The organism is Pseudomonas sp. B21-010 (genome assembly GCF_024749325.1).
GTDB lineage: Bacteria > Pseudomonadota > Gammaproteobacteria > Pseudomonadales > Pseudomonadaceae > Aquipseudomonas > Aquipseudomonas kilonensis.
Window position 1 is genome coordinate 3420253 of record NZ_CP087198.1, and the last position, 26312, is coordinate 3446564.

Genomic DNA, 26312 nt, shown 5'->3' on the forward strand with positions numbered 1-26312 from the left:
AAAACCTCTGAGTGGAGTGGCTCGGTAAATGGAGTGCAGTTTACTGACAGTTCGACCATGGCGCGATGGGTTCGATCCATTGTCGCCGATTACGCTTGTTCGAGCCTCAAGGCGTCGGCCAGCGCGCAGAGCGCAGCGTCCATGTCCTGCGGCCCGTTCAGGGCATGGGTCAGGCGCATATGTTGTGCGTACAGACCCTGGAGACTGAACAACTCCCCCGGCGCGATGACGATTCGCTGGGCAAGCAGCCGATGGAAAACCCGTCGCAAGTCGACCCGTCGCGTCGACTGCATCCAGATCGTTGCGCCACCCTGGGGTTCTGCCCATTGCAGGCTGTCTCCCAGCCGTTCGCGCAGCAATTGTGTGGTCGAAACCGCACTTTCGCGCAGCAGGCGCCGCAACACCAGCAAATGCTGGTCAATCCGACCGTTGCTGTACAGCCGGGCAATGGCTTTCTGGCGAATCGGCGACAAGCGAAACGCACGCAACAGGAAATGTCGTTGCAGGTGCAGGGTCAACTGGCGCGACAGCACGTAACCATACGGCGCCTCTGGACCGATGGTTTTCTCGAACGTCGAATAGACGATCAGCCGGTCCGGATCGAGCAAGTCTCGAAAAGGCGTCATCCTTGCCTCGAACGCCAGCTCTGTATGGCTATCGTTCTCCAGCACCCAAGTCCCGTGCCGTTCCAGCAGATGCGCGATGGCCCGCCGGTTCTCTTCAGGAACCAACGTCCCCCTCGGCATGTTCAAGACCGACGACAGCACCACCAGGCTTACCGTTTCGTTCACCAGCAGTTGTTCCAGTTGCTCGACATTGAGCTCGCCGCCGGCCAACAGTGGCAGCTCGATGACGTTGACCTCCGCCGCCTGCAGCAGGCGCAACACCGCCCAGTCGCAGGGCGATTCGATCACCACGGTGGCCCCCCTGAGTGCCAGCACCGCGATAAGAATTTCCAGGACGCCCCGCAGGTCGGCGCCAATGTAGACGTCATCGGCATTCCAGCAACGGGCCGGCGAAGACGTGTAGCGGGCAGCCAGTGCGGTGCGAAGCTCCAGCTCGCCCCAGGGTTGCGAGGGTGTCTGCGAGGAGCGTGGGTACTGGCGCAGCAGTTCGCGCTCGAGCAGCAACAGCGGGCTGTCCAACGGCTGCATCAAGGCCGGTTCGTCCGCACTGAGCACCTGCATGCCTGGTCGTCGGGCATTGACGTACAGGGTTTCGAGTAAATCGTCACCGCCGTCCAGGGTGGCCATGCTGGGCACGGGCAGCGCGTAGTAACCGGACTTGGCGATCGAATAGACCCGCCCTTCCTTTTCCAGCAACGAATACGCGTACTGAATGGTCGATATCGACACGTTCAGACGCTCGGCCAGTTGCCGCAGCGACGGCAGGCGAACCCGCGCATCAACCTCCAGCTCGTTGATCAGCGTGGTCAGGTAGCGATAAACCGCCTGATAGGCGAAGTCTGTCTCCCGGCAATTTTTCATCGGCTCAGGCCAGGACAGCGGGTCGCAGCGCCGGGTACAAGGACTGGGGACGAGGTAGATGAGTCCGTCAAACCTCGTTCCTCAATGCCTTGCCGAGCGTTCGTGCAGCCCGTCTGCAGATGAACCGGCTTCTGCAGCGTCAACACCATCGGTGGCCTGCTGCGGATTGACGCCCGTGGCGATTTCCGGTTGTTCCGGTAGTGAGACACTCGCCCGGTACAGCTTGCCAAGGATGTCGATGGGCAGGCCGCTGACATCGACCATCCACTGCGCAACCTGATCGACGACGGTCGCGCCCTGCATGGCCTTGTGCAGGTCCGGCATCGCCACCAGCATGCCGGGGTGGCAGCAACGCAGGAAATGCTCAAGGCCCGTACCCTGCCCCACGAAGGGCGCGAATAGCATGCACACCAGTTGCGTTTCGTTGAGCCCCAGGATCTTTTGCGCTTCAAGGGCGGCGTAGGCGCGACGCTCGGGAATCGACGACGGTGAGCCGAACAGCGCCCGAGCCTGTTCGCAGGCGTGTTCCGGCAGTTGCTTGCGGTGCATGATCATGATCGTCCGCTGCGCGTAGTCCCCGTAGCCGGTTTCATAGCTGCGTCCGTGCAGGTAGCAGGCCTGCAGGCCGTGCAAATGAGCCGACAGTAGCGGGCTGAGGTATTCGTTTTCAGGCGCCGATGGGACAAGGCCCTCGGTCTGCACCCGCAGGAACTCATTGAAGAGCGGCCAGTTGGTTCCCTCCGAACGATCGACGATCAGGTCGTCGATGCCGACGTGCCCCACTCGCCGGCAGGCCTCGAAGTGACCCTCGGGCTTCCAGGCTTCGAGGCGCTCCGGCCCATAGAAATGCCGGTAGACATCACCGCCCAGGGTATCGAGGTGGGCAAAGAGGTTGTCGAAACCCCAGGCGTGCTCGGTCAGCAGGCCGATCTTGCGAGTCGCGCGGCGCAGGCCCGATATGAATTGTTTTTGCTGACGCGGTGTATCGCTGCTGACCAACGAGTCCACGCCCGACTCCCAGCGAGCCATGTGCCGATAGAACTCGGCCATCGCCAGGTAGCCGTCATCCCCAATCTCCAAGGGGCTGTCGACCGCACGAAGGTGCCCCAGAACCAGCAGGTCCGTGCGATTGGCTTCGTGCCCCGCCATCGACAGCGGCTGCCGGTGATTGAACGGCAACACCTCGCGGTTATCGGCCATCAGTAATTCGACCCGGGGATCATCGTAGACAAACAGCGCGCTGTAGCAGCGGTGGATGTTTTCCAGCGTCGCCTGGGTGGTTTCGCTCAGGCGTGGCGTGGCGACACGCAAGGTGAAGGTCACCGGATGCCGCCCCGCGATGCTCAGCTGTGCGGCCCGCAAGGCGGTTAGCACATAAAAACTTTCCCTGCTCCCGTTCTGGACCGTCAACACGCGATAATCGCCAATCCGCTCGATGCCTCCGGCGGCGACAATTAAACGCTGGATCAAAAGCTGCAACGCGGTACGTTCTGCCCGGGAATAAAAACCTGACAGTCGTTGCAGTATCTGTTGATACACGTGAGTCATTGCCTGCTCATGAATTGCACTCATAGCCATTTACCTGGAAATTCAACTATCGGCGTCGCACCCGCACCAACGTGACTGCGCGACGTGTTGGTCTAGATGGTTGTTCTAGCACTCAAAGAGTATTAGCAATACGCTCGAGCATTGCTTGCTGTAATTATTTGATACATATACTGAGAGTAGGCTCGCGCCCCACCGAACCTCCGCCGAAACCCGCGAAAACAGGGGGCCTAACCGACCGAGCGGCACGTCCTAGGAGAATTCCGACAACGTCCCACAGACAATGAGTACGAGAAATAAAGAACTGGCCGAACTTTAATTGGCCCTCTACCCCGCCCTGTTTTCCCCAGGGTCGATAGATAGCTCCGCACCCATTAACGTTTATTGCCCCTTGAATGCATCTTGAAGGATGAAGACCTTCGAAAAAGTTATACCGCACCACGATTTCTTCCTTGATATTGAAATCAGCGTTCAATTATCAAGACTTAAACAATGATTAGAAGATACAGATTGAGAGCAAAAACCAGTTCAGATGTTGGCCGGCAGACCGTTTCAGTCTTGAGCGAACCGGGACAGGCCATTGAAGGCGCGAAAGGCGAGGTGCGAACGCAGCACCGCCAGGCAGGAGGTGCCATAAGAAAGGATGGGGGGTCAGGACGAAGGCAGCGCAAGAGCCCGGGCGATGACTCTTGCGCAAGACAGGGTTCAGGCCGGGTCGACGACCTGAAGGGCAACACGTTCACGGCAAGGGCATTCGCCCATGTAACGGTGAGCCTCGACAAACTCGGAGAACGGGAAGACCCGAGTCTTGAGTGGCAACAGCACACGGTCGGCGGTCAGTTGATTGATATCGCGCAGTGCTCGTTGCAAGGCCACCTGGTCCTGGAGAATGCCCAGTTCCGGTTTGCCGGTAAAATTGCCGATGCAGTGTACAAAGAACTGAATGTTCTTCTGGAACGCCGCGCAGGCTGGGAACGGCGTCTGGTTGCCGCCCTGCAAGCCATACAGCACCAGGCTGCCACGCGGCGCCAGCACGTCACCCAGCAGCGACATCTGCGGCCCGCCGAGGCCGTCGAAGACCACGTCGACGCCACGATTGTCGGTGAGCTTGTTGATTTGCATCAGCAAGTCCTGCTCTTCGGTGACGATGACCTTCTCGGCGCCCAGCGACAACAGGTACTCACGCTCGTCAGCCGTCTTGGTGGCCGCGATCACCCGCACACCCAGGGCCTTGCCCAGTTGTACAAAGGAAGGACCGGCGCAATGACTGGCATCGGTGACCAGGGCGAATTGCCCCGGCTTGACCCGCGCCAGGTCCATGTAGGCGAAATACGCGATCAGCAGCGGCGTGTAATGCACGGCGGCTTCGATCGGGCTGAGCACGTCGGGATAACGGGTCAGTGCGGTGCGTGGCAGCACGATGACTTCACCGTACACCGGATAATCGTTCGGGCTTTCGGCCGGGAAACTGGCGACCTTGTCGCCCACGGCCAAGTCATCGACGCCGTCGCCGACGGCCGTTACCACGCCGGCCATTTCATGGCCCAGGCCCGAAGGCAGGCGCGCCTGGGACGAGGCCAGGTTCTGGCGCCACAAGGTGTCGTACCAACTGATGCCGATCGCTTCGACGCGGACCTGCACTTCTCCTGGCGCAGGAAGAGCCGCCGCATGCTCTTCGCATTTGAGCACCTCGGCACCACCAAACTTGTGAAAACGGATCGTGCGGGACATCGCAAACCTCGTCAAAGTAACCTCTAATGCCATGAACTCTATCCGGGCTTTGTACCCAAGACCATCAGTGGCTATTAATAGTCGACATGCCTGTCATTGATTCCGCAGTAAGAAAAACCAACCAATCCTGTGGGACTTAACCTAAGAAAACTCAATTAGCCGGTGCAGAGTACCAGCCTTTCCCCGTAAGATTCATGCCGGCCATTGTTCCCATATGGCCGCTCACGTCAAGCTTGCCGAATCTGCCAGGACCCCAGATGAATCGTAATGACCTGCGGCGTGTCGATCTGAACCTGTTGATCGTGTTCGAAACATTGATGCATGAACGCAGTGTGACTCGCGCGGCCGAGAAACTGTTCCTAGGCCAACCGGCCATCAGCGCCGCGCTGTCGCGCCTGCGCAGCCTGTTCGATGACCCGTTGTTCGTACGTACCGGCCGCAGCATGGAGCCTTCGGCCCGTGCGGTCGAAATCTTCGCCCTGCTCTCCCCGGCCCTGGATTCGATTTCCACGGCGGTCAGCCGCGCGGCGGAATTCGACCCGGCCACCAGCACCTCGGTGTTTCGCATTGGCCTGTCGGACGACGCCGAATTCGCCCTGCTGCCAATGCTGCTCAAGCGCCTTCGGGCCGAAGCGCCCGGCATCGTGCTGGTGGTGCGCCGGGTCAACTACATTCTGATGCCTGGTTTGCTGGCGTCCGGTGAAATCTCCATCGGTGTCAGCTACACCGACGACCTGCCGGCCAACGCCAAGCGCAAGGTCTTGCGGCGCAGCATGCCCAAAGTATTACGGGCTGACACCGCCCCAGGACGACTGACCCTGGACGAATTCTGCGCTCGCCCCCATGCCCTGGTGTCTTTCGCGGGTGACTTGAGCGGCTTCATCGATGAAGAGCTGGCAAAACTCGACCGCAAGCGCCACGTGGTGCTGGCCGTGCCGCAATTCAACGGCCTGAGCACCCTGCTGTCGGGCACCGACATCATCGCCACCGTGCCCGACTACACCGCCGACGCGCTGACCGCCGCCGGCGGCGTACGCGCCGAAGACCCGCCCATACCGGTGCGCAGCTTCGAACTGCACATGGCCTGGCGCGGCTCCCAGGACAATGACCCTGGGGAGCGCTGGTTGCGGTCGCGGATTCAGATGTTCTTTGGCGACCCTGAGAGTCTCTAGGCGTCGTCGGGCAGGCTGTTTATCTGATCATTTTTGACTTTCCACAAACCATGGAGCTCCATTCACTTCCAGTGGATTGCTCCACTGGGGGCAAAGCCCAGCGCATGGTGCCCGCCATCGAAGCCAGCACGATGCTGGACCCAGCGGTGCCTTTTGGCGGCAAAAATCCTCGTGGATAGGCCGGCGGTTCGGCAGCGCACTCATTGATGATTACTTCGAGCTGAAGTCGTTGATGATTGGCTACTGAGCCCAACCTCGACATTTAAGGAATCGACAGATGTTCATTGGACGACTCGCCGAACTGACCGGCTGCACTCCAAAAGCCATTCGACTGTACGAGCAAATGGGCCTGATCAACGAGCCGGAGCGTGAGGGGCGGTATCGTCTCTACAATGCTCATCACTTGGAAATCGTCCACCTGATCCGCAAAGCGCAGACTGCCGGGTTCAAGCTGGCCGAGATGCACCCGCTGATTGCCGCAAAAAACAAACTGAAGTCATTTCCCCTGGCGTTGGCCAACCAGGCCGTCGACGACAAGCGCCGCCAGGTCCAGGACAGGATCGCTGAACTGCAGGCGCTTGATCTTCACTTGATTGAACTCAAAAGCGAGATGAACTCAATGTTTGCGCCTCGCCCTGTGGAGGGTTTTCATAAGGTTGATGCGCTTGTCTGTACAGATAAGCAAACGCTTGCCTCAAAGCCACTTCAGGCGGCCGAGGGTTGAAACCCAATTCATGTTTCGCCTTGGTGATGTTGTATTCCTGCGCCACGTTGTGAAACAGGCGCACCTGGCTCAACAGTAGCTGGGCGGGCTTGCCGACTAATTGCGCCCAGCGCTCCTGGAGCCAGGCCACGCCCAGCAATAACCAGCGTGGCGCTGAGACAGGCTGGCGATAGCCGGGAGCTTGGGTGTTGGCGGCCTCGATCAAATCGCTGAGTGGCGACGAATGCTCATTGGCCAGGATATAGCGCTGCCCCGGCCGGCCCTTTTCGGCAGCGAGTATCATCCCGTGTGCCACATCGCGAACATCCACGAAGTTGAAGCGAAAACCCGGATCAAACGGCATCCGCCGCTGCCGAACCGATTGAAGAAATCCCATGGTATCGGTGAGGTGGCCAGCATTGGGGCCAACCATCGCCGAAGGCAATACCGACACCATGCTCAACCCCAGCGCCTCCGCGCACTGCCAAGCCACCTGCTCGGAGAGAATTTTCGATTTGTAGTAGGCGTTTTCGCTCTCCGTATTCCAGTGCGCCTCATCCAGCGCCGTACCATCATGGCCGACGGCGGCCACCGAACTGACGTAGACCACACGCTGCACACCCGCCCGTGAAGCTGCCTCCAGCACACGTCGCGTACCCTGGATATTCGGCTCGACAATCTCGGCCTGCGGGTTGCGAGCCCAGTGTTTGAACACGGCAGCCACTTGAAACAGCACCTGCACCCCCTCCAGCGCCTTGTCCAAGGCCGCACGGTCCAGCAACTCGGCATACACCAACTCGCAGTCCAGCCCGGCAAAGGGTGTGTGGTTACATATGTCACGAACCCCGGCTCGAACCCGATAGCCCTGACCGAGCAGCGCTCGCACCAAGGTATTGCCCAGATGGCCGTTGGCACCTGTCACCAGACATAAACCTTTCACAGGAACTCCTTGTTGGCAGCGCGCCAGAGTGGGCGCTGGAAAAAAGCATACGAGGTGTCCCATGGGGCAGAGTCAAGTACCCGTTTTAGATTTCAGCATCTAGACCTATTTATAGTGCGGGCGCCTGTTGCGCAGCAAAGGTAACCTCTGGCTCGCCAGCCGACACTTGGAAACCGGCCTGCTGGCACAAAGTGGCAGGCCGTTCCAATGGGACGATGTCGGGCGCTGGTGGAATTTCATCGAACAGTCGCAATGGCCGCGGGATGAATACAGGTTGCATGGCATCATGGCCAAGTGGGACAGCCAATTGGACGAGCGCCTGACGAGACGTCAATGCGGTTCAGATTAAGCCTGCAAGCCGACCGACCACCGCCACCTCCGCGCGTACTGAGGTTCAAGCGTCGGGACGCTCCGCCCTGCAACCACTCGCCGCTTCCCGCTGCCAGGCCTGGCACATGAGTTCAATGACTTCTGCGTCCGAAGTCTGGGCAAAATTCAAATACCAATAACCGATCGACATCATCCACTCGGGAATGAGCGGGCAAATCAATTCATTTACTTCGCTGCGCAACGCCTCGACCGTTTCCAGCGGAGCAACCGGCACCGCGACAACGATGCGCGCCGGGGACTGCGCGCGTACCGCATGGACCGCTGCCATCATGGAGGAACCGGTTGCCATACCGTCGTCAACCAGAATCACGACCTGGTCCTTGAGTTGCAACGGCGGGCGGTTTCCCCGATACACCTGTTCGCGTCGCGACAACTCCTGCGTTTCCCGAGCGACCACGGCCTCGAAACCGTCGCGATCGATCGGGTGCACCCGCAGCGCGTCGTCATTGAGGATTTGTATACCACCGCTGGCGATGGCGCCCATGGCAAACTCCGGGTGCCCCGGGATGCCGAGTTTGCGCACCAACATCAGGTCCAGGCGAACCTTCAGGGCCGCAGCGATTTCATAAGCCACCGGGACGCCACCACGGGGCAAGGCAAGGATGACAGCGTCAGGCCGGTTGGCGTATCTGAGCAAGGGCTCCACCAGTCGCCGACCGGCCTCGGCGCGGTTCGGCAAAGTGGTTTGCAATGAGGGGCTCTGGATCATGGGAACCTCCTGAGACAATCATGCCTGTCGCTTCGTCATGGGCGATTCTGGTCGCGTTAGATGGCCAGGACGCTGCAAGGCACCTGATACAGGGTATGTTCGGTCGTGCTACCCAAAAGCTTTTCCAGGCCATGGGACTGGACCCTGCCCATCACAATCACATCCATATGCTGCTCATCGGCGAACGCATTCAGCACCGCGACAGGGTGTCCTTCAATGAAATGACGTCGGTCAGCGGCCACGCCATGTCGGTCGGCGAGGTCGAAAAAGGATGTTGCATGTTCTTTGCGCAACTGCGCGCCCAGGTCCGAGAGTGTTAGCCCGCCGCCGCCCATATCGCCCATGTACACCATCGAAATGTCGCAGGCGTACAGCAGGTGCAGCTCGGCATCACATTGGATGGCGAGTCCGCGTGCCTGCTGGATGATCCGCTCATTGAGCTCGTTGTCCTGCGCCAGGGTATTGGAAGCGTCGACCGCTGCCACGACCTTGCGCGGCAAGGGAAGATCACCTTCACCCATCAGGTACACCGGAACCGAGCAGTGGCGCAGCAAACGCCAGTCCAGTGGAGTGAAAAAAGCCCGTTTGAACGCGGACTCATGCTGCACCTGCTTGATCAACAGGTCGGGTTGCATTTCGACGACGTGATCGAGGATGTCTTGCGGCATGTCATCGGCCCAGGCCACCTCCGTCGTCACCTCGATGCCTCTTTCACGCAGGTGATTTGCCTGGTCTTTGAGCCAATCATGATGGTCTTGCAGGTAGGCTTCGCGCGCCTGTTCCCGGTCGCCTTCTTCAAGCAGCGACAACAGTTTCCAGGAAGGGATCAAGGCCGCGATGTGCAAGCGCGCACCGCTGGCCTTGGCCAGGGCCGCGGCATGCTCCAGGGTTTGGGACTGGCGCAGGGCCGGGTTGATGATCAGCAATAACCGTTGATACTGGCTCATGATCGGACTCCATGGAACTTGCACGTTTCTCACGGCCTGCCACGGCGGGCCACTGTCGTGTTTGCCGCTGCAACGGGCACCTTCGTTGTAGGTTCACCATCCTCCGTCAGGGCAACCGTGACGTTGATATATATCAAGTACCATCGTCAGCCAGGCATTCAACGGCTCATGCGCTTGATCAGGTAGACATCACCTGAAGCTTGCGATCAAGGTCGATGAAACCATCGGCCTGCCAGTCCCAATCCTGGGCTTGGGCTGCATCGGGGGCAGGTGCTCCACCGTACTCCATGGGTCGGTCGATATAGGCCGTCATCAGGCCGCACTCCCTGGCGGCCGCAAGATCGCTGTGGTGACAGGCCACCAGGCAGAGTTCAGCGGGTTTGATGTCCAGAGCCCTGGCCGTGGACAGGTACGCCGCAGGGTCCGGTTTGTAGGTTTGCGCGAACTCCGCCCCCAGCAGCGCGTCCCACTGCAAACCGTTGTAGCGGTTCATGGCGATCATCAAGGCCACATTGGCATTGGACAAGGTCACCACCGCAAAGCGTCGACGCAACAGGGCCAGGCCCTCGGCCACATCAGGCCAAGGGTCCAGGCGACGCCAGGCATGGGCAAGCGTGTGCAATGCCTCGGGGGCAACCTGCTCGACTTCCAGGCCGTAAGTCGTCAACAACTGGACCAGCGTCTCGTAGTGCAACGTGTCCAGCACGACGAAGCCTCCATGCCCCTTGATGCACTCGCGCAGCGCTGGCGCATACAACCGGCGCCATTGCATTGCAAATTCTGCGGGGCTGACAGCGGGCAGGTAGGTCGATACGAATGGACTCGCCTCACGTGCGATGCCTGAATGCCAGTCAACCACGGTACCGAACACATCGAATGCCAACGCTCGTGGAAGCGTCATCGCAAGACTCCTCTGCTATTTACGACCCCTGGCGCGCCGGGCTGCGGTGCAAGACTTCCCCGCCGTAGCGACTACCTCGTCGCAGGCGGCAGAGCAGGACTGGTTGCCACGTCGCTGTTCTGATAAGCATCCCAAAACCACCACCCCAAGCGCTGTGAATACTTAGTCTGATAGTGGAGAACTTTGTCGGCCTTGCGTTGCAAATACTCCGGCGTGTTCATCCCAAACACTTCCATCGGAAACTCCTCATCCAGATCATTCAGCCAGAAGTCAGGGATCGTTTTGTCATCGCCATCGAAACGCAGCGGCTTTGAGAATTTACGCTTTTGCTCACGGAGCATCGCCTCGACCTTGCCCTCCAAACCGGAGTCCAGGGGAATCAACATGTCGCTCACGTGCATCAAGGCAACCTCGAGAACATCGCTATAACGATCGTTTTTTTGTCGAAGCTCCAAAAATGCGATGGCAATGATCTTGGCACCCTTTTTCCACGCACCAATCTCCCGGCCAAAGCTTTTTTGTGCATCCGGCCAAGTACGCCCGTTGAGGTACATCATGGGCATGCCTTTACTGTTCATCAGCGAAAGGGTTTGCATCTGATCTACGGGCTCACCCTCGATGTAAGGCATAAGTACACCGACGGTGACCAGCCTGTACTTGAGTCGACCTGCCTTTTTCACAATTGCAAAGTTTCGAGCTCCACACTTGGGCCCCTCTTGTGCTGGACACAAAAGAACGTTGTCCAGCGTCATTCGATGGGTCTTGATGTGTTCCGCCGTTTGCTTGAGCTTCCATTGAAGAATCGAGTCATCCCGCTTGCCTTCCATGTTGGGGTGCCAGGTATTTAGATCACTGCGCGTCCACAGCAGATCCAGCAATCCCCGGAGCTTCATTGCACGCTGTGTTCGCCCCGGTTTTCGGGGATTGAGTGGGAGGTCGACTTTGACTTTGACTTCGGCGTCATCGTTCTTCTTCCTGAGCTGGATCGCTTGAGAGAGACGAACAGTGACGTCATCCTCATCCCCCTCCACCACCACGCCCTCAACGTAGGATTGCAATCCCGTCCGATACTCGGCTTCGCTGAAAAAGCGACAATCCAAGGCATGCTCAGGGCCTGTGTTCGCATACCTAGCGAGAACGTACCGCTTCAGAACCTTGAGGTGTCGGATATTGAGGTGCTTTGAGCCGTTGCCTTTACATAAACACTTGGCCTGCTGGCCATGGGCACTTTTCAGCAACAGTTGCCATTGATCGGCACTCTCGGCAAGCGTCTGGTATGTTTTCGTGCACGGGTGTTTCGCACCCGGCACTTCCACGCTGTAAATCTCTGACATGTCGTCCCTTTCTTGTCGGCGTCGGATCCGCTGTGACGGTGAATAGTGAGGCAAAGCTTACGGAGTTGGCGAGAAGAAGCACAGCCAGCCCCATAAATCCTCGGTTTCGTTCACTCATGTCCAGCCGACCCGCTCTCCAGCACAGGCTCCTAAAGCTTATGACTCCCCAGCACCAAATACCGCTGCGGCGCTACTTTGCGCAGTCGTGCCGCGAGGAACACGCCAGCCAGCAGGGCTGCGGGAATGATGGCGCAGAGGCCGTATGACAAGGCCTTGCTCGCGCCCGTCAGCACATCGAAATGCACCACCGCGATAAACAGCACCGCCAATAGCGCAAGGCAAGAGAACCCCGGGAAAATCCGTCCACGCCAGATCCCCAGCTTGAGCTCGGGGTGGCGCTGGGCAAAGGCCCATACCGCCGCGGATGTGAGCGCCATCAGCAAAATCACGCAAAGCGTCGCCAGGTTGGACAGCCAGGCGAACAGTTGCAGGATCGGATCGGCATCCATCGCGGCGAAAATCAATACGACCACGGCGGAGATCAAGCTCTGCAACGCCGAGCCCATGTGCGGGCTCTGATGGACGCGATGGGTGGTCCCCAACCGGCTGGGCAGCAAGCCGTCACGCCCGATGGCGTAGAAATAACGGGCTGCGGCATTGTGGAACGCCAACAGCCCGGCGTAGATGCTGACCATGAACAGCACGCGGATGACTTGGGTCAGGTGCGGGCCGACAAAGTGATCGGACATGCCATAGATAAACGTCGTGGGGTCCTGCAAGGCCTGAAGCGTGGAGACGATTTTGTCCGCCCCTACGCCAATCACCATCGACCAGACCGACAGCGCGTAGAAACCACCGATCAGCAAGACCGAACAGTAGGTGGCAATCGGGATCGTACGTTGCGGGTTCTTGGCCTCTTCGCCGTAGATAGTGGTGGCCTCGAAGCCGATGAACGCGGCGAAACAGAACAGCAGGCCGATCGACGGGGTGCCGCTGAACACGTGGCGGCTCGCAAACGCGTCGAGATTGATGCCACTGTCGCCGCCGGTCCTGAGAATGGCGAAGTCCAGCAGCAGGATCGCCAGGTATTCGGCGATCACAATGACCGACAACACCCGCGCCGACAGATCGATCTTGCGATAGCCGAGAATCGCAACGCTGGCCATCGCCATCAGCGAATACGACCACCAAGGCCACACCAGGCCGAACACGCTTTCCATCGTGCCGCTGACCACCCCACCGAACATGCCATACAGGCCGACCTGGAGGATGTTGTAGGCAAACATCGCCAGCACCCCCGCCGCCCCACCGGCCAGGCCACCCAGGCCGCGCGAGGTGAACGCATAGAAACCGCCGGCGTTGGTGACGTGCCGGGACATGGTCGTGTAGCCGACCGAGAACGCCAGTAACACCAGCAGAGCCAGGATCAGCAACGCCGGCGTGCCGGCACCGTTGCCCAGCATGATGCCGATGGGGAAGCCACCGGCGATGACACTCAAGGGGCTCGCCGCCGAAACCACGAAGAAGATGATGAAGCCGACACCCAGGGCCCCACGCTTGAGCTCCGTGGAGCTGTTGACCGGGAGAGGTACACTCATGTTTTCTTGACCTTATTGTATGAGGCAGGCGTTGTAGGATCGATGCAGTCAACCGCTCACCGTCACCGGATAGCGTTATTGTTCTTGTCGCGCGCTGGATTCGATCCTATGCCTCTCCCTGAACCTCCCACTATCCCAAATCGGTAACCAGAGACCTGTGCTCGGAAAAAACCGGACGGATCATCATCCATCCCCCCTACCCCCTCATTGCAAGGCGATACGTGCCGTCAGTTCCGATGCCGCGCCGGTAACCAGGTCGCACAGGTAGCCCGGTTGAAACGCCCGGAACCGTTCACTGCGCCCGACCAGGGTCATGCTCCCAAGGACGCGCTGTTTTTCGTCGAAGATCGGCGCCGCAACGCCACTGCGTCCCGGGTACAACTCGCTTTCGCTGATACAGTAGCCCTGCTTGCGGATAGCGAGCAGGCTCTTGGTGAACGGCTTCCACGCCAACCCCAGGTGCAACAATCCGGACGGGATCGCGTGAGCGTCATAGATGCGTCGGATCTGGCGCGGCAGCAGATACGCCAACACGACCCGCGAGGTCGCGCTGTGGAAAAGATCAATCGGCCGCCCCCTGTCGCCACCGACCGGGCCGACATCGGAACCCCGCTGGATCAGCACGTTGACCACTGAATCGCCATGCCACTCACTGACCAGCGCATCCAGGCCGGTATCGTCGACCAGTCTGTCGACCAGGTCCCGGCTGCACGCCAGCAACGGATCGTAGTTCGCCATCTGATGTTCCAGCGTGACGATTCGAGGGCCGAGTGCGTAGCCGCGTGGCAACCGCTTCAAGAAGCCCGCGTCGCCGAGTTCGCGCAGATAACGATAGGCGGTGGCAGGCGTGTAGCCGAGCTCCTGGCAAATGATGCCCACGTCGATGACCGGCTGCTCAGGGCGAAACAAGTCGAAGACCCGGAGCAGGCGGCGAAGGCTATTCATCGTTTCTACATCCTTGTGAAGTCAAGCCAGCCCGTTGCGCAATGCAGCAGGCAGATATTCAAGCAAGCGCGCAACCGCTGATGGCAGCGCGCGCGGTTTGAGACGGCAGTTCGGCGAACAGTTCCTGGTATTGCGCGGCAAAATGGCTGAGGTGATAGAACCCCCATTGGGCGGCGGCATCGCCGATCGAAAGACGCGACGCCTGGGTGGTCATCAAGGTCCGGCGTACACCGTTGAGCCGCACGGAGCGCAAGTAATTGAGCGGGGTCGTCTCGGCAACCGAGCGGAAGCTGTTCTGCACGGTACGTCGACTCACCTGGAGTCGCTGGCACAACTCGTCGACGCTGGGCACGTTGTTCAGCTCCGCAGTCGCCAGGCGATGGCATTTCTCGACAATGAAGCTGCGCGTGGAGCTTGGCGAACGCTGCTGCTTGTCGCAGGCCGGGTCGGTCATGAGTTGCAGCAACTCGTCGAGCATGGCCTGTTCCAATTCCAGTTCCCGGTCTTGCGCGTTGTCGAGCTCTGCGTTCGAGAGCGCCTGGGAGAATGCCGCCAGCATCCGACGTCGAGCGTCAGCGTAACGTTGCGTGGGGAGCCTGATTACGGGTTGGCGTAGTAGCTGGCTGATTTCCTTGGCCGACGCGGTTTGCGCCAGCGCCTGTTCGAACAATTCACGTTCGAAGGTAATGGCCAGCAGTTCCATGCCCATTGGCATGTGGAACATGAACTCTTCGCCGCCATGAAGAAAGAACAGGCTGCTCTCGTCCACCTCCCGACCCTGCATCCGAATCGACCCCGGGACGGTGATCGGCACGGCAAAGCACATCTTGCCTCGGGGGGCCACGCCATGCTGCACCACGCGTTGGTTGATCTGCTCGCGGAATACGTGGCAACGCCCTGTCGACAACTGGATCAGCGAACTCTCAGCCGAACCGGCGGTTAACTGGTTGTAGTCCTGGTTCCACTCCTGGACGGTGGCGGCGTGGACATGGATGTCACGAAAATGGCTGATGTTCAGATTTTTCATGGTGATGCAGCCTCGGCCAATATTCTTGTTTTTAGAATGCCTCGTTGCGCGATATTCTCACAATAAGAGAATTATGCAAATTCTCTTTTGGTCATGTCAGTGCTCTGCTGCTGACGCTCGAGGCGGCCCGCCCAATGTGCCGATTCGGGCTACCGGCCAGGAATGAGCCACGAGGATGATCGGGACACTGAAACCGACATCCTGAGAGACCGTCATGAGTGAAGCCAAACTAGAATCCCTCCATTTCGCCGATGCCCCGCGGATTACCACCGCCATTCCTGGCCCCAGGACCACCGAGGCCCTGGCGCTGTCGGCGCGTACCGAGTCGATGGCTCGCGGCGGCGGACGCATGCCCGTGGCCATGGACCGGGCCTTCGGCGCGACCTTCAAGGACGCCGATGGCAACACCTACATCGACCTGTCCGCTGGCGTGGGCGTCAGCAGCGTAGGCCGCTGCCATCCGAAGGTGGTGCAGGCCATTCGCGAACAGTCCGAAGTGCTGATGCATGCCTTGGAAGTCAACAGCACCCGGCGCACCGAACTGGCCGCCAAGCTCTCCGAGATCGCGCCCGACGGCTTGCGCGGTGACTGCATCACCTTCTTCACGCAAAGCGGCAGCGATGCGCTGGAGGCGGCGATCAAGTTCGCCAAACGCGTCACCGGGCGGCACCAGATCATCGCCTTCCACGGCGGCTACCACGGCGTGTGGAACGCCTCCGGTGCGCTGACCACAGGCACGGCCTACCGCAAGGGCTACGGCGCCCAGATGGGCGGGGTCATTCATGCGCCCTACCCTTATGCCTACCGTTTCCCGTTCGACACCACGCACAAAAGCGCCGAGCAGATTGCCGGCGACTACGTGGATTACCTGCTGAACACCCCCTACACCGCCGCCGATGACGTGGCCGCCGTGATTGTGGAACCGGTGCAGGGCGAAGGCGGCTATGTACCTCCCTCACCCGAGTTCCTGCAGCTGTTGCGCAAGGCCTGCGACCGCAGCGGCGCGCTGCTGATCGTCGATGAAGTGCAGTCCGGCGCCGGGCGTACCGGCAAGATGTGGGCGGTCGAGCACTCAGGCGTGAAGCCCGACATGCTCACCTTCGGCAAGGGCATCGGCAGCGACCTGCCAATGGCGGGCCTGATCATGCGTTCGGACCTGGCAGCCGCGATTCCCGACGGATCGATGCCCAACACCTTCGCCGCCAACTCGTTGTCCGCGGCCGTGGCGCTGACCAACATCAGCATCCTTCAGGACCCGGAGCTCGATCTGCTCAACCGCGCTCATACGCTGGGGCTGGAAGCGCAGGAACGTATCCGTGGCTTCGACAGCCCATTGGTCGGTGAAGTCCGCGGTCGCGGCCTGATGATCGGGATCGAGCTGGTCGAAGACCCGGTCACCAAGGCGCCACTGGCACCGGAGAAGATCGGCCAACTCATGGGCTACCTGTTGAACCACGGGGTACTGATGATTCCCTGCGGTCGCTACAGCAACGTGATGCGCGTCATGCCCTCGCTGACGATCTCACGCGCGCTGTTCTTCAAGGCACTGGACATCTTTGGCGACGCCCTGGCCTCCCTCAAGGGATGAGGTGTGCATACCCCGACTACCCCACATCACTTGAGGGACTGCAAATGACTCAACACTTGAACCACTTCATCGAAGGCGCTTCCTTCGAGGCCTCTGACGGGCGTCGCATGACACTCGTCGACCCCGTGACAGAACAGATCTACGGCAGCTCCGCGCGCGGCACGACCGAGGACGTGGACCGCGCCGTAGCGGCGGCACTCAGCCAACTTGAGGGTGGCGCCTGGAGCCAGCTCGACGGCGCCCAGCGTGGCCGGCTGTTGTCGAAGCTGGCGGACCTGGTGGAGCGCGACACCGACGTGCTGGCTGACCTGGACGCCAATGCCATCGGGCGCTCACCGATCGAGCCGCGCCGGCTGGACGTACCCAACGCCATCGCCAACCTGCGCGCCGCCGCTGGCTGGGCCAACCAGCTGGAGGGCCGCACCATTCCCACCGGCGGCTACTTCGGCACCAAGACCCTCTCGTACACGATCCGCGAGCCGGTGGGCGTGGTCGGCGCCATCGTTCCCTGGAACTCGCCGCTGATGATCACGGTCTGGAAGCTCGCCGCTTTGCTGGCGGCCGGCTGTACCGTGGTCATCAAGCCTTCGGAAGAAACGCCACAGTCGGCCCTGCACCTGGCAGCGCTGGCTCAGGAAGCGGGCTTTCCGGACGGCGTGATCAACGTGGTCACCGGCTATGGCAACGAGGTGGGACGCGCCCTGTGCGAGCACCCGCACGTCGCCAAGATCAGCTTCACCGGCAGCCCCGAGGCCGGACGCGAAATCCAGCGCACCGCTGGCGTACTTTTCAAGCACGTGGCACTGGAGCTGGGCGGCAAGAGCCCACAGATTGTCTTCGACGACGCCTCGTTCGAGGACGCGCTGTTCGGCTGCTCTCTCGGCCTGTTTGCCAACCAGGGACAGATCTGCGCGGCCGGCTCGCGCATCCTGGTCCAACGCAACATCGCTGAGCGCTTCGCCGCAGCGCTTGCCGATGCCGCGCGAGCCGTCAAGGTCGGCGACCCTCGCCAACCCGACGTACAGATGGGACCGGTGGCCAAGAAGGCGCAATTGGATCGCGTCAACCGTTACATCCAACTGGGCATCGACCAAGGTGCCACCCTGTTGGCCGGCGGTGTATCGAGCCCTGAACAGGGCTGGTTTGTCCGGCCGACGATCTTCGCCAATGCCAGCAATGACATGGCGATCGCCCGGGACGAGATCTTCGGCCCCGTCGGCACGGTGATCACGTTCGACAGCGAGGACGAGGCGATCGCGTTGGCCAACGATTCCAACTATGGCCTGGCGGCCACGGTCTGGACAAGCGACCTGGTGCGAGCGCACCGCGTCGCCGCAGCAGTCAAGGCCGGTGCCGTGGGTATCAACTGCTGGAGCCCGCTGGACGCCAACCTGCCCTGGGGCGGCGTTAAGTCCAGTGGCGTTGGCCGTGAAGGCGGATTTAGCGGCGCGCTGGCCTATACCGAGGAGAAAGTCATCACCGTACTGCTACCCAACTGAGAACAAGAAACCGCACTGACCGGACCACCCCTGTGTCATAGAAGGTGGCCGTTCAAACGTGCATTTTCGATACCTTGATGATCGATGGAGAGACCGCGATGAATCCGGAAAATCAAACAATAATTGATCGCTATCCGACGTCCCTGCGTATGTTGCACTGGGTGCGCGCCGTGCTCATCGCCGGCCTCCTCTGGGCAGGCTGGCACATGACCGGGCTCGATGACGAAGTGGCGAGCAAATATGAGCTCTATTACCCGTGGCACAAATCCTTCGGGGTGTTGGCGTTCCTGCTGGCCCTGATTCAGCTCACCTTGCGCGTGCGCACCCCCAGGCTGCCGCAACCGCCGGAGACGCTGGCGCGCTATGAGAGAGTTTGCTCATGGCTTGCGCACCGCACCTTGTATGCACTGCTGGTGATCGTGCCGTTGATGGGCTATTCGATGTCGAGCACCTACACGATGAGTGACGGGGTGTTCTTTTTTGGGGTGAACCTTCCCGAGCTGCTGGGCAAGAATGACGACTGGTTCGTTGTCTTCCAATGGCTGCATAAAGTGCTCGCCTACACCCTGCTCGGCCTGATCGTGGTGCATATTGCCGGCGCCCTCAAACACCGGCTCTTCGACCGGGACCCTCGAAGCGACGTCCTGCGCCGTATGCTGTGACTTGATGAGGCGTTGGCAAAAGATGCCACGCCTTCACTCACGGCTCGGACCGCAGAGGCCCGGTAAAGTCCGCTGTGGATGCAGGCCAGGGACATGAAGTGACCAGGCGCCAAGGCTCATAGCGTTTTCATCCGCAGATGTTTACCCGTGCGCCTTTGCCCTGCCCTCACCACTTACGGCGAATAAAAATGCCAGCGCCAGGGCTGCTCGCCAGGTAGCGGAACGCGCGAGAAGCGTTGCTCATGCATTCACGTCCACGACAGTACGCCCGCGCACCTTGCCTTCCAGTACCCGAGCGGCAACGGCCGGCACCTCTGCCAAGCCAACCACCTGGGTGGTGCGGGCCAGCTTGCTCAAATCAAGGTCCTGGGCGAGTCGCGACCATGCTTGCAGGCGCACCGATTGCGGAGCATTGACCGAATCGATACCGGCCAGGGTCACGTTGCGCAGAATGAAAGGCAGCACCGAGCCAGGCAGATCCGCGCCTTGGGCCAGGCCGAAGGCAGCGACAACGCCGCGATATTGGGTGTGTGCCAAGGCATTGGCCAGGGTGTGGCTGCCCACCGAATCAATGACGCCAGCCCAGCGTTCCTTGGCGATCGGTGCGCCCGGCTGCGACAAGGTGTTGCGGTCGATGACCTGCGTCGCCCCAAGGTCGCGCAGGTAGTCGCCTTCCTCTTGCCGTCCGGTCGAGGCGATCACTCGATAACCCAGGCCCGACAGCAGTGCGATAGCCACCGAGCCGGCGCCGCCGCTGGCACCAGTGACCAGGATATCGCCTCGATCAGGGGTCAGCCCGCCATGCTCCAATGCCAGGACGCTGAGCATCGCCGTGTAGCCTGCGGTGCCGATGGCCATGGCTGCCTGGGTCGAGAATACTTCCGGGATTTTTACCAGCCAGTCACCGCTCACCCGCGCCTTCTGCGCAAAGCCACCGTGGTGGGTCTGGCTCAGCCCCCAGCCGTTGACCAGCACCCGGTCGCCGGCCTCGAACCCCGGGTGGCTGGACGTCTCGACGATACCGGCGAAGTCGATGCCCGGAATCAGCGGAAACTGGCGAATGACCGGGGAGCGTCCGCTGAGGGCCATGGCATCCTTGTAGTTCACGGTCGAGAACTCGATCGCGACGGTAACGTCACCGGGCATCAGGTCCTCGTCCTTGAAGTCGATCAGATGGGTCGAGATCGCTTCGCCGGTTTTGGTCGTGAGCAGCGCCTTGAATGTCATGGTTTTAGTCCTGTTCGTACAAACGGATCGTCATCGCTGCCCTGTTGATGCAACAGATACGACAGCGGGTATGCCAGGCTGAGTCAGTGTGCCTGAGAAGGCCGCTTGGTTTCGAGCTGCAGCGCCCTGCGGATGCCCGTGTCCAGCAAGCGCGCCGGGGCAAAACTGCGCATGAACTGCAACTGGCCGGCCGCTTTGCCAGCGGTATAGCGCAACTTCGGACGCTCGGCACGCGCGACCTGGAGTACCACATCAGCCACCACGTCGGGGCCGTCGGCGGTCGCCATGGCCTGGTTCACCACTTTCGTCACTTTTATCCGAATGTCTTCATATACGTCGAGCTTGGCATCGGGTTGGAGGTTGTTGCTCTCGAATTGAGTCTTGGTGTAGCCGGGCTCGACGACGGTGACCCTGATGCCGTGGGTACGCAATTCGTGATCCAGCGCTTGCGAATAACCTTCCACCGCATGCTTGCTGGCTGAATAGAGGGCCGCGTAAGGAACAGGCACGACGCCGAGGATTGAGCCGATGTTGATGATGCGGCCAGCACCCTGGCGGCGCATGTGCGGCACCACCGCGCGCGTCGTGCGTACGATGCCAAGGAAGTTGGTATCGAAAAGAGCCTTGGCCTGCTCGACGGAACTCTCCTCCGCCGCTGCCGGCGCGATGCCGAATCCGGCATTGTTGACCAGCAGATCAATCCGCCCCTCCAACGCCAGCAACTCCTGGATGGCCGCTTCGACGCTGGCATCGTCAGTGACATCGAGCACCAACAGTGGAAAGCCCTGCTGTCCCGCCTGCCCGCCTCGTCGGCTGGTGCCGTAGACGCTGTAGCCTGCGGTCACGAGCTTGTGTGCAATGGCTTCCCCGATACCGGATGAAGCGCCGGTCACTAACGCTACGCGTTTGTTGATCATCATGAATGTCCTTCCGGTTATCGACGTTATCCGGTCAGAGATCGCAACTGTGGTCCTGGATCATCGACTGGCAGGCTTATGATGATGATCATAATCGTAACGGTCAATGTTTTTGATGCTGATCGACATCAATAATGTCGGCAGCAGCGTTGCTCCAGCACTTGAATAAATCAGTGCGCATGAAATCTACGAATTAATAAGGAGTCGACGAACTCGGGGCGAGGCCGCTTGTTCGCGTTTGAACGGAAACAGGTCCGGGCCCTGGATTGTTCCCCATAGGGCCCGAAACCGTTATATCAAGCGATCAGATCATTGGCAGTGAGGGTATTGACACCCACCAGCTGGATTTCAAAATCCGCCCCCAGGTCGCCGTTGACGTTGCCGTACAGCACCTGATCGACGAAACGCAGTTGTCCTGCAGCCGTGAAGTCATTCGAATCGATGAAGCTGAACGAGTCGGTAAACGCAGTCAGGAGATTTGCATCCAGCTTCGACAGGTCCAGCTTGTCGCCCTGCAGGCTGTTGAAGTCGGAAATGGTGTCACTGGCAGAACCTAGGCCCAGCTCGGCCAGCGTGTTGAAAACAAAGCGGTCGCTTCCATCTCCGCCGGTGAGGCTATCGGTGCCCTGGCCGCCACTCAGAATGTCATTGCCCGCCCCGCCATCCAACACGTTACGCCCGGCGTTGCCGATCAGCACGTTGTCCAAGTCGTTACCGATCCCTATGAAGGCAGTGCCCGTCAGCGTGAGATTCTCCAGATTGGCCCCCAGGATCCAGCCAACCGAGGAACGCACGGTATCGATTTCACTGCCCAGGACGGTGGTTTCGCTGATGACATCACTGAGGTTATCGACCACGTAGGTGTCGTTGCCGGTACCGCCAATGAGGGTATCGATACCGCTGCCGCCGTCCAGTGTGTCGTTGCCTGCCCCACCACTCAGCACGTTGTTGCCGGTGTTGCCGATCAGCACGTTGTTCAGGGCGTTGCCGTTGCCATTGAGGTTGGCGCTGCCGGTCAGCGTAAGGTTCTCCAGATTGGCCCCCAGGCTCCAATTCAGAGAGGAGCGCACGGTATCGATTTCACCGGCCAGGGTACTGGTTTCGCTGATGACATCATTGAGGTTGTCGACCACGTAGGTGTCGTTGCCAGTGCCGCCACTCAAGGTATCGGCACCCGCACCACCATCAAGGGTATCGTTGCCTGCCCCACCCAGAAGGTTGTTCACGGAGGCGTTGCCCGTCAGGCTGTTATTCAGCTCGTTGCCGCCCACCGTGAACGCCCCGGTGCCGCTCAGGACGACGTTTTCCACGTTGCGAAGATTGCTGAGGCCAAGGTTGACGACATTGCTGGACGAAGTCGCGACGTAAGTGACGATCAGGCCGTCATTGCCCTGATTGAATGTCTCTTGTACCAGGGCCAATTCATCAACCCGATCGAGCACATAGGTGTCATTCCCCGCGCCACCGATCAGTGTGTCCCGCCCGGCTCCACCGTTCAGCACGTTGTTGCCGGCGTTGCCGGTCAGCACATTGTTCAGGGCATTACCGGTGCCATTGAGGTGAGCGGAACCGGCCAGGATGAGATTTTCCAGGTTGGCGCCCAGGGCCCAGTTCACCGAAGAACGCACGGTGTCGATTTCGCTGGCCAGGATGGTGGTTTCGCTGACGATATCCTTGAGGTTGTCGACCATATAAGTATCGTTGCCGGTACCACCAACCAGGGTATCGATACCGCTACCGCCATCCAGTATGTCGCTGCCAGCTCCACCACTCAGCACATTGTTGCCGGCGTTGCCGATCAGCACGTTGCCCAAGGCGTTGCCAGTACCGTTGAGCAAGGCGGACCCGGTCAGGATGAGGGTTTCCAGATTCGCGCCCAAGGTCCAGGTCACCGAGGAGCGTACGGTATCGATTTCACCGCCCAGGGTGCTGGTTTCGCTGATGACATCACTGAGGTTGTCGACCACATAAGTGTCGTTGCCAGTACCGCCAACCAAGGTGTCGATACCGCTGCTGCCGTCCAGTGTGTCGTTGCCTGCTCCACCATTCAGTACGTTGTTGCCGGTGTTGCCAATCAGCACGTTGTTCAGGGCGTTGCCGCTGCCATTGAGGTGGACGCTGCCGGTCAGCGTAAGGTTCTCCAGATTGGCACCCAGGCTCCAATTCAGGGAGGCGCGCACCGTATCGATTTCGCCGGCCAGGGTACTGGTTTCGCTGACAATATCCTTGAGGTTGTCGACCACGTAGGTATCGTTGCCAATTCCGCCAGTCAAGGTATCGGCACCCGCACCACCATCAAGGGTATCGTTGCCTGCCCCACCCAGAAGGTTGTTCACGGAGGCGTTGCCCGTCAGGCTGTTATTCAGCTCGTTGCCGCCCACCGTGAACGCCCCGGTGCCGCTCAGGACGACGTTTTCCACGTTGCGAAGATTGCTGAGGCCAAGGTTGACGACATTGCTGGACGAACTCGCGACGTAAGTGACGATCAGGCCGTCATTGCCCTGATTGACTGTCTCTTGTACCAGGGCCAATTCATCAACCCGATCGAGCACATAGGTGTCATTCCCCGCGCCACCGATCATCGTATCCTTGCCGGCACGACCGTTCAGAAGGTTGGCCAATGCATTGCCGATCAATGTGTCGTCATTGGCCGAGCCGACCGCGTTTTCAATTTTGGCCCCGTAGGCGATCGTCAATCCTTCATTGAAGGCCGTCTGGGTGTCGAGTTTCAGAAACGTTTGGCCGATCTTGCTGAACTGGCCTTCATTCAGGTTGATGCGCACCGCTGCCAGCTGATTGCTTGCGTCGATCGTGTCATTGCCGCCTGCGTCCCAGATCGTCTCGAAAACCGATTGGCCGACAGCCCAACTGTAGGTGTTATTACCTGTCTGCCACTGGGTGTTTGCGCCATAGAGACTCTGGATGGCGGCAATATCCAACAACATGGGCGTGGTTGGCTCATAGGAGTAAGCGGTGTTGTAACTCATGATCGTGTAACGGACGTCGTCGAACTGGGCGGAAAGCACCGTGGCGTTCGACGAGCTTGGGGAAAATGGATGTTTCAGGCCCAGGGCGTGACCGATCTCATGCATGAACACCAGGTAGTCGTAGGTGCCCTTGGCGGGAGCCGGGTCGTTCGTGACTGGCCCCAGCCAGACATCACCGGCGCTGGGGGTATTGCCAGGAAAATAGCCCCAGGCAGCGGTGTCGTCGTCCATGTACAGGTAACCGCCGAATCGCAAGTCACCGACGTTGCTGGCCGTCTCGCTCACCTGTTGGAATTTGATGTTGGCAACCGAACTCCATGTGCCTAGCGCACTGACGATGCCATTCTTCTGCGCCGACGAGAGGACGTAACCGGCTTCATATTCATTTTCGCCGCTGTAGTCGCTGGCGAAATACGAACTCATGGTCATGAAGCTGTACGTCAGGGACGTGGTGAACGCTCCCGTGTTCGTATTTCCAGCCCAATAAGTGCCGTAAAGCAAGCTGTTGACCTGTGTGTTGCCGGTCAGCTTTGCGTACGAAATGGATGAGTAACCTAATGGACTGGGCATGTATGCTTCCTGTGGGCTAGCTGCGGACCTTCCAGAATGCGGCCGCTACATAGTGGGTATTTTGCATGAGAAACAAGGGCTTTGATATCACTTAGCCACTATTTTTTGAACCGGAATCCGACGACGATGGCGCAACCAGCCATTCATTAGCCTGGCGAATATCCCCATCTCCCAATCTTCCGCTCCAGCGATGCAGCACCAGCAAGCTGGTCACGAACTTGTATTGGGACTGATAGAAATCACGTCGAGCACGAAACTCGTCCTTGATACTGTCCAGCACATCGACTGCATTCTTGACGCCATAGCCGAAGGCTTTCTCCGTGGCGACCCGAGACTTTTCAGCTGATTCCAGCGCACGCCGTGTTGCCTTGATCCGGCTGAGTTCGGCCGTCATGCCGAGATAAGCGGTGCGGGTTTCCTTGATGACCTGGCGACGCAAGGCTTCCAGCTCCTGCTGGGCGGCTTCCTTGTCGCTTTCGGAGCTCGATACACGTGCGCGGGTGGAGCCCCCGCTGTAGAGCGGCATCTGCAAGTCCAGGGACGCGACGAGGTTGTCCGAGCGAGGCGTCACGGCGCCTTCATAGCCAATATCGCTGCGTTGCGCCGTCAAGTTCAGGCCCAGTCGAGGAAGATGACCCGCCTTGTTTTCATCGATAGCCGCCTCGGCGGCGCGGACGCTGTGCTCGCGGGCGTGCAGCGCCGGGTTGCTGTCGAGTGCCGTCTGCACCCAGTAGTCCTGCGCTTGCGCCGGCAGGCTGAAGGCTGGGTTGTCGCCGATGCGCTTGAACCGCTCGCTGACATCGCGCCCCACCAATTCGGAAATCGCTTCACGACTGACCAGGACTTTGTTGCTGGCTTCGATCTCGTCAGCCTTGAGCGCATCCACTCGCGCCTCAAGATCGAGTGCGTCGGTCACCATCGCCATCTGCCGCGCGTACAAGGCCTTGACTCGCTTGAGGTTACGTTCGGTCGCCTCCAGCTCGCTGCGCACCAGCGACAAGTCGTCCTCGGCCGCAAGAACAGCGAAGTAACGCTCGGACAGATCGATGCTGGCCTGCACCTGGGTATCGGTCGACTCGTAGCCACTCTGCCGGGTCAACTCGATGTACTTCTGGTAACTGCGCCAGACCTGCGGATCGTAGATCACCTGATTGAGCACCACGGCCATGCGCTTGCCGTTGTACTGGATACGGTTCAGGTCGTCGTCGCGCCGGCCGCGGTTGACACTGCCGCTGGCGTTGAGCTGTGGCAATAATTGACCAAAGGCCGCGCGCTCCTTGCCCTCGCCGCTTCGAACCAGGGCTTGTGCCCGCAGGACACGCGGATCAGCGCCCTGCGCTTCCTGGTGCAATTGCCACAGGTCGACATAAGTATCGTCAGCGAGCGCTCCCAGTGGCATGAGGACCAGGCACATCGTAATCAGGAACCTCATC

19 protein-coding genes and 3 pseudogenes are annotated in these 26312 nt (G+C 59.9%); 7 read left to right on the forward strand and 15 right to left on the reverse strand.

The genetic code is table 11. The features are described from left to right. Positions 1-89: 89 nt before the first annotated feature. The 3 genes from LOY50_RS14945 to LOY50_RS14955 all read right to left on the reverse strand — a co-directional run bounded on the left by LOY50_RS14945 (position 90) and on the right by LOY50_RS14955 (position 4763). Positions 90-1487: an aminotransferase class I/II-fold pyridoxal phosphate-dependent enzyme gene (locus tag LOY50_RS14945; RefSeq protein WP_258688147.1), complete on the reverse strand. Its 1398-nt coding sequence runs from the start codon at positions 1485-1487 to the stop codon at positions 90-92. 81 nt (positions 1488-1568) lie between these two features. Further along, positions 1569-3059: a hypothetical protein gene (locus tag LOY50_RS14950; protein WP_253475092.1), complete on the reverse strand. Its 1491-nt coding sequence runs from the start codon at positions 3057-3059 to the stop codon at positions 1569-1571. Between the two features lie 678 nt (positions 3060-3737). Continuing rightward, a complete protein-coding gene (locus tag LOY50_RS14955; RefSeq protein WP_003202189.1) occupies positions 3738-4763 on the reverse strand; it encodes a zinc-dependent alcohol dehydrogenase family protein in 1026 nt (341 codons plus the stop codon). Positions 4764-5020: 257 nt separating this feature from the next. Here LOY50_RS14955 and LOY50_RS14960 point away from each other — a divergent pair, with 257 nt between their 5' ends. From LOY50_RS14960 to LOY50_RS14970, 3 genes and pseudogenes are all read left to right on the forward strand, one after another. After that, on the forward strand, positions 5021-5935 hold the full coding sequence (locus tag LOY50_RS14960) for a LysR family transcriptional regulator (RefSeq protein WP_014338228.1): 915 nt from the start codon (positions 5021-5023) through the stop codon (positions 5933-5935). An 89-nt stretch (positions 5936-6024) separates the two neighbouring features. Next, a pseudogene (locus LOY50_RS14965) lies at positions 6025-6182 on the forward strand (NAD-dependent phenylacetaldehyde dehydrogenase); the annotation flags it as partial. A gap of 30 nt (positions 6183-6212) precedes the next feature. After that, positions 6213-6521, forward strand: a pseudogene (locus LOY50_RS14970) (MerR family transcriptional regulator); the annotation flags it as partial. A 13-nt stretch (positions 6522-6534) separates the two neighbouring features. Here LOY50_RS14970 and LOY50_RS14975 read toward each other — a convergent pair. Beyond that, on the reverse strand, positions 6535-7578 hold the full coding sequence (locus LOY50_RS14975) for an NAD-dependent epimerase/dehydratase family protein (protein ID WP_024618784.1): 1044 nt from the start codon (positions 7576-7578) through the stop codon (positions 6535-6537). Positions 7579-7696: 118 nt separating this feature from the next. Between LOY50_RS14975 and LOY50_RS14980 the strand changes: the two are divergent. Then, positions 7697-7882 (forward strand): annotated as a pseudogene (locus LOY50_RS14980) (GTP-binding protein); the annotation flags it as partial. 90 nt (positions 7883-7972) lie between these two features. On the opposite strand, the gene LOY50_RS14985 reads toward LOY50_RS14980, so the two are convergent. From LOY50_RS14985 to LOY50_RS15015, 7 genes are all read right to left on the reverse strand, one after another. Beyond that, a complete protein-coding gene (locus tag LOY50_RS14985; protein WP_253475095.1) occupies positions 7973-8677 on the reverse strand; it encodes a phosphoribosyltransferase in 705 nt (234 codons plus the stop codon). 56 nt (positions 8678-8733) lie between these two features. Beyond that, positions 8734-9624 carry a universal stress protein gene (locus tag LOY50_RS14990; RefSeq protein WP_253475098.1) on the reverse strand — a complete coding sequence of 297 codons (891 nt, stop codon included), beginning with the start codon at positions 9622-9624 and terminating at the stop codon, positions 8734-8736. A 178-nt stretch (positions 9625-9802) separates the two neighbouring features. Further along, positions 9803-10525, reverse strand: a complete 723-nt coding sequence (locus tag LOY50_RS14995; protein ID WP_253475101.1) for a haloacid dehalogenase type II — start codon at positions 10523-10525, stop codon at positions 9803-9805. Between the two features lie 71 nt (positions 10526-10596). Further along, positions 10597-11859 (reverse strand): DUF1173 family protein, encoded by a 1263-nt coding sequence (locus LOY50_RS15000; RefSeq protein ID WP_253475104.1) that lies wholly within the window; start codon positions 11857-11859, stop codon positions 10597-10599. Between the two features lie 149 nt (positions 11860-12008). Then, on the reverse strand, positions 12009-13457 hold the full coding sequence (locus tag LOY50_RS15005; RefSeq protein ID WP_258688152.1) for an APC family permease: 1449 nt from the start codon (positions 13455-13457) through the stop codon (positions 12009-12011). Positions 13458-13661: 204 nt separating this feature from the next. Next, positions 13662-14402 carry an IclR family transcriptional regulator gene (locus LOY50_RS15010; protein WP_214510289.1) on the reverse strand — a complete coding sequence of 247 codons (741 nt, stop codon included), beginning with the start codon at positions 14400-14402 and terminating at the stop codon, positions 13662-13664. A gap of 58 nt (positions 14403-14460) precedes the next feature. Beyond that, positions 14461-15429: a helix-turn-helix domain-containing protein gene (locus LOY50_RS15015; protein WP_258688156.1), complete on the reverse strand. Its 969-nt coding sequence runs from the start codon at positions 15427-15429 to the stop codon at positions 14461-14463. A 214-nt stretch (positions 15430-15643) separates the two neighbouring features. On the opposite strand from LOY50_RS15015, the gene LOY50_RS15020 reads away from it, so the two are divergent. The 3 genes from LOY50_RS15020 to LOY50_RS15030 all read left to right on the forward strand — a co-directional run bounded on the left by LOY50_RS15020 (position 15644) and on the right by LOY50_RS15030 (position 19178). Next, the gene (locus LOY50_RS15020; protein ID WP_258688158.1) at positions 15644-17017 is read left to right on the forward strand and encodes an aspartate aminotransferase family protein; all 1374 of its coding nucleotides are present in this window, start codon (positions 15644-15646) and stop codon (positions 17015-17017) included. 44 nt (positions 17018-17061) lie between these two features. Continuing rightward, entirely contained in the window at positions 17062-18516 is a 1455-nt protein-coding gene (locus tag LOY50_RS15025) for an aldehyde dehydrogenase (protein WP_258688161.1), read from the forward strand. 98 nt (positions 18517-18614) lie between these two features. Beyond that, on the forward strand, positions 18615-19178 hold the full coding sequence (locus LOY50_RS15030; protein WP_253475121.1) for a cytochrome b: 564 nt from the start codon (positions 18615-18617) through the stop codon (positions 19176-19178). A 240-nt stretch (positions 19179-19418) separates the two neighbouring features. Here the strand turns inward: LOY50_RS15030 and LOY50_RS15035 are convergent, their stop codons facing one another. The 4 genes from LOY50_RS15035 to LOY50_RS15060 all read right to left on the reverse strand — a co-directional run bounded on the left by LOY50_RS15035 (position 19419) and on the right by LOY50_RS15060 (position 26311). Further along, positions 19419-20405, reverse strand: coding sequence for an MDR family oxidoreductase (locus LOY50_RS15035; protein ID WP_258688162.1), 987 nt, complete (start codon positions 20403-20405; stop codon positions 19419-19421). A gap of 83 nt (positions 20406-20488) precedes the next feature. Beyond that, on the reverse strand, positions 20489-21322 hold the full coding sequence (locus tag LOY50_RS15040) for an oxidoreductase (RefSeq protein ID WP_258691244.1): 834 nt from the start codon (positions 21320-21322) through the stop codon (positions 20489-20491). 296 nt (positions 21323-21618) lie between these two features. Continuing rightward, positions 21619-24879 carry a M10 family metallopeptidase gene (locus tag LOY50_RS28980; protein ID WP_309475772.1) on the reverse strand — a complete coding sequence of 1087 codons (3261 nt, stop codon included), beginning with the start codon at positions 24877-24879 and terminating at the stop codon, positions 21619-21621. A gap of 91 nt (positions 24880-24970) precedes the next feature. Further along, the gene (locus LOY50_RS15060; RefSeq protein ID WP_258688163.1) at positions 24971-26311 is read right to left on the reverse strand and encodes a TolC family protein; all 1341 of its coding nucleotides are present in this window, start codon (positions 26309-26311) and stop codon (positions 24971-24973) included. Position 26312: the final 1 nt, after the last annotated feature.

Bases quoted from the DNA above. Each gene is read 5' to 3' on its own strand.
- LOY50_RS14945 (WP_258688147.1), bottom strand. From the start codon at position 1,487: ATGAAAAATTGCCGGGAGACAGACTTCGCCTATCAGGCGGTTTATCGC.
- LOY50_RS14950 (WP_253475092.1), bottom strand. From the start codon at position 3,059: ATGAGTGCAATTCATGAGCAGGCAATGACTCACGTGTATCAACAGATA.
- LOY50_RS14955 (WP_003202189.1), bottom strand. From the start codon at position 4,763: ATGTCCCGCACGATCCGTTTTCACAAGTTTGGTGGTGCCGAGGTGCTC.
- LOY50_RS14960 (WP_014338228.1), top strand. From the start codon at position 5,021: ATGAATCGTAATGACCTGCGGCGTGTCGATCTGAACCTGTTGATCGTG.
- LOY50_RS14985 (WP_253475095.1), bottom strand. From the start codon at position 8,677: ATGATCCAGAGCCCCTCATTGCAAACCACTTTGCCGAACCGCGCCGAG.
- LOY50_RS14990 (WP_253475098.1), bottom strand. From the start codon at position 9,624: ATGAGCCAGTATCAACGGTTATTGCTGATCATCAACCCGGCCCTGCGC.
- LOY50_RS14995 (WP_253475101.1), bottom strand. From the start codon at position 10,525: ATGACGCTTCCACGAGCGTTGGCATTCGATGTGTTCGGTACCGTGGTT.
- LOY50_RS15000 (WP_253475104.1), bottom strand. From the start codon at position 11,859: ATGTCAGAGATTTACAGCGTGGAAGTGCCGGGTGCGAAACACCCGTGC.
- LOY50_RS15005 (WP_258688152.1), bottom strand. From the start codon at position 13,457: ATGAGTGTACCTCTCCCGGTCAACAGCTCCACGGAGCTCAAGCGTGGG.
- LOY50_RS15010 (WP_214510289.1), bottom strand. From the start codon at position 14,402: ATGAATAGCCTTCGCCGCCTGCTCCGGGTCTTCGACTTGTTTCGCCCT.
- LOY50_RS15015 (WP_258688156.1), bottom strand. From the start codon at position 15,429: ATGAAAAATCTGAACATCAGCCATTTTCGTGACATCCATGTCCACGCC.
- LOY50_RS15020 (WP_258688158.1), top strand. From the start codon at position 15,644: ATGAGTGAAGCCAAACTAGAATCCCTCCATTTCGCCGATGCCCCGCGG.
- LOY50_RS15025 (WP_258688161.1), top strand. From the start codon at position 17,062: ATGACTCAACACTTGAACCACTTCATCGAAGGCGCTTCCTTCGAGGCC.
- LOY50_RS15030 (WP_253475121.1), top strand. From the start codon at position 18,615: ATGAATCCGGAAAATCAAACAATAATTGATCGCTATCCGACGTCCCTG.
- LOY50_RS15035 (WP_258688162.1), bottom strand. From the start codon at position 20,405: ATGACATTCAAGGCGCTGCTCACGACCAAAACCGGCGAAGCGATCTCG.
- LOY50_RS15040 (WP_258691244.1), bottom strand. From the start codon at position 21,322: ATGATCAACAAACGCGTAGCGTTAGTGACCGGCGCTTCATCCGGTATC.
- LOY50_RS28980 (WP_309475772.1), bottom strand. From the start codon at position 24,879: ATGCCCAGTCCATTAGGTTACTCATCCATTTCGTACGCAAAGCTGACC.
- LOY50_RS15060 (WP_258688163.1), bottom strand. From the start codon at position 26,311: ATGAGGTTCCTGATTACGATGTGCCTGGTCCTCATGCCACTGGGAGCG.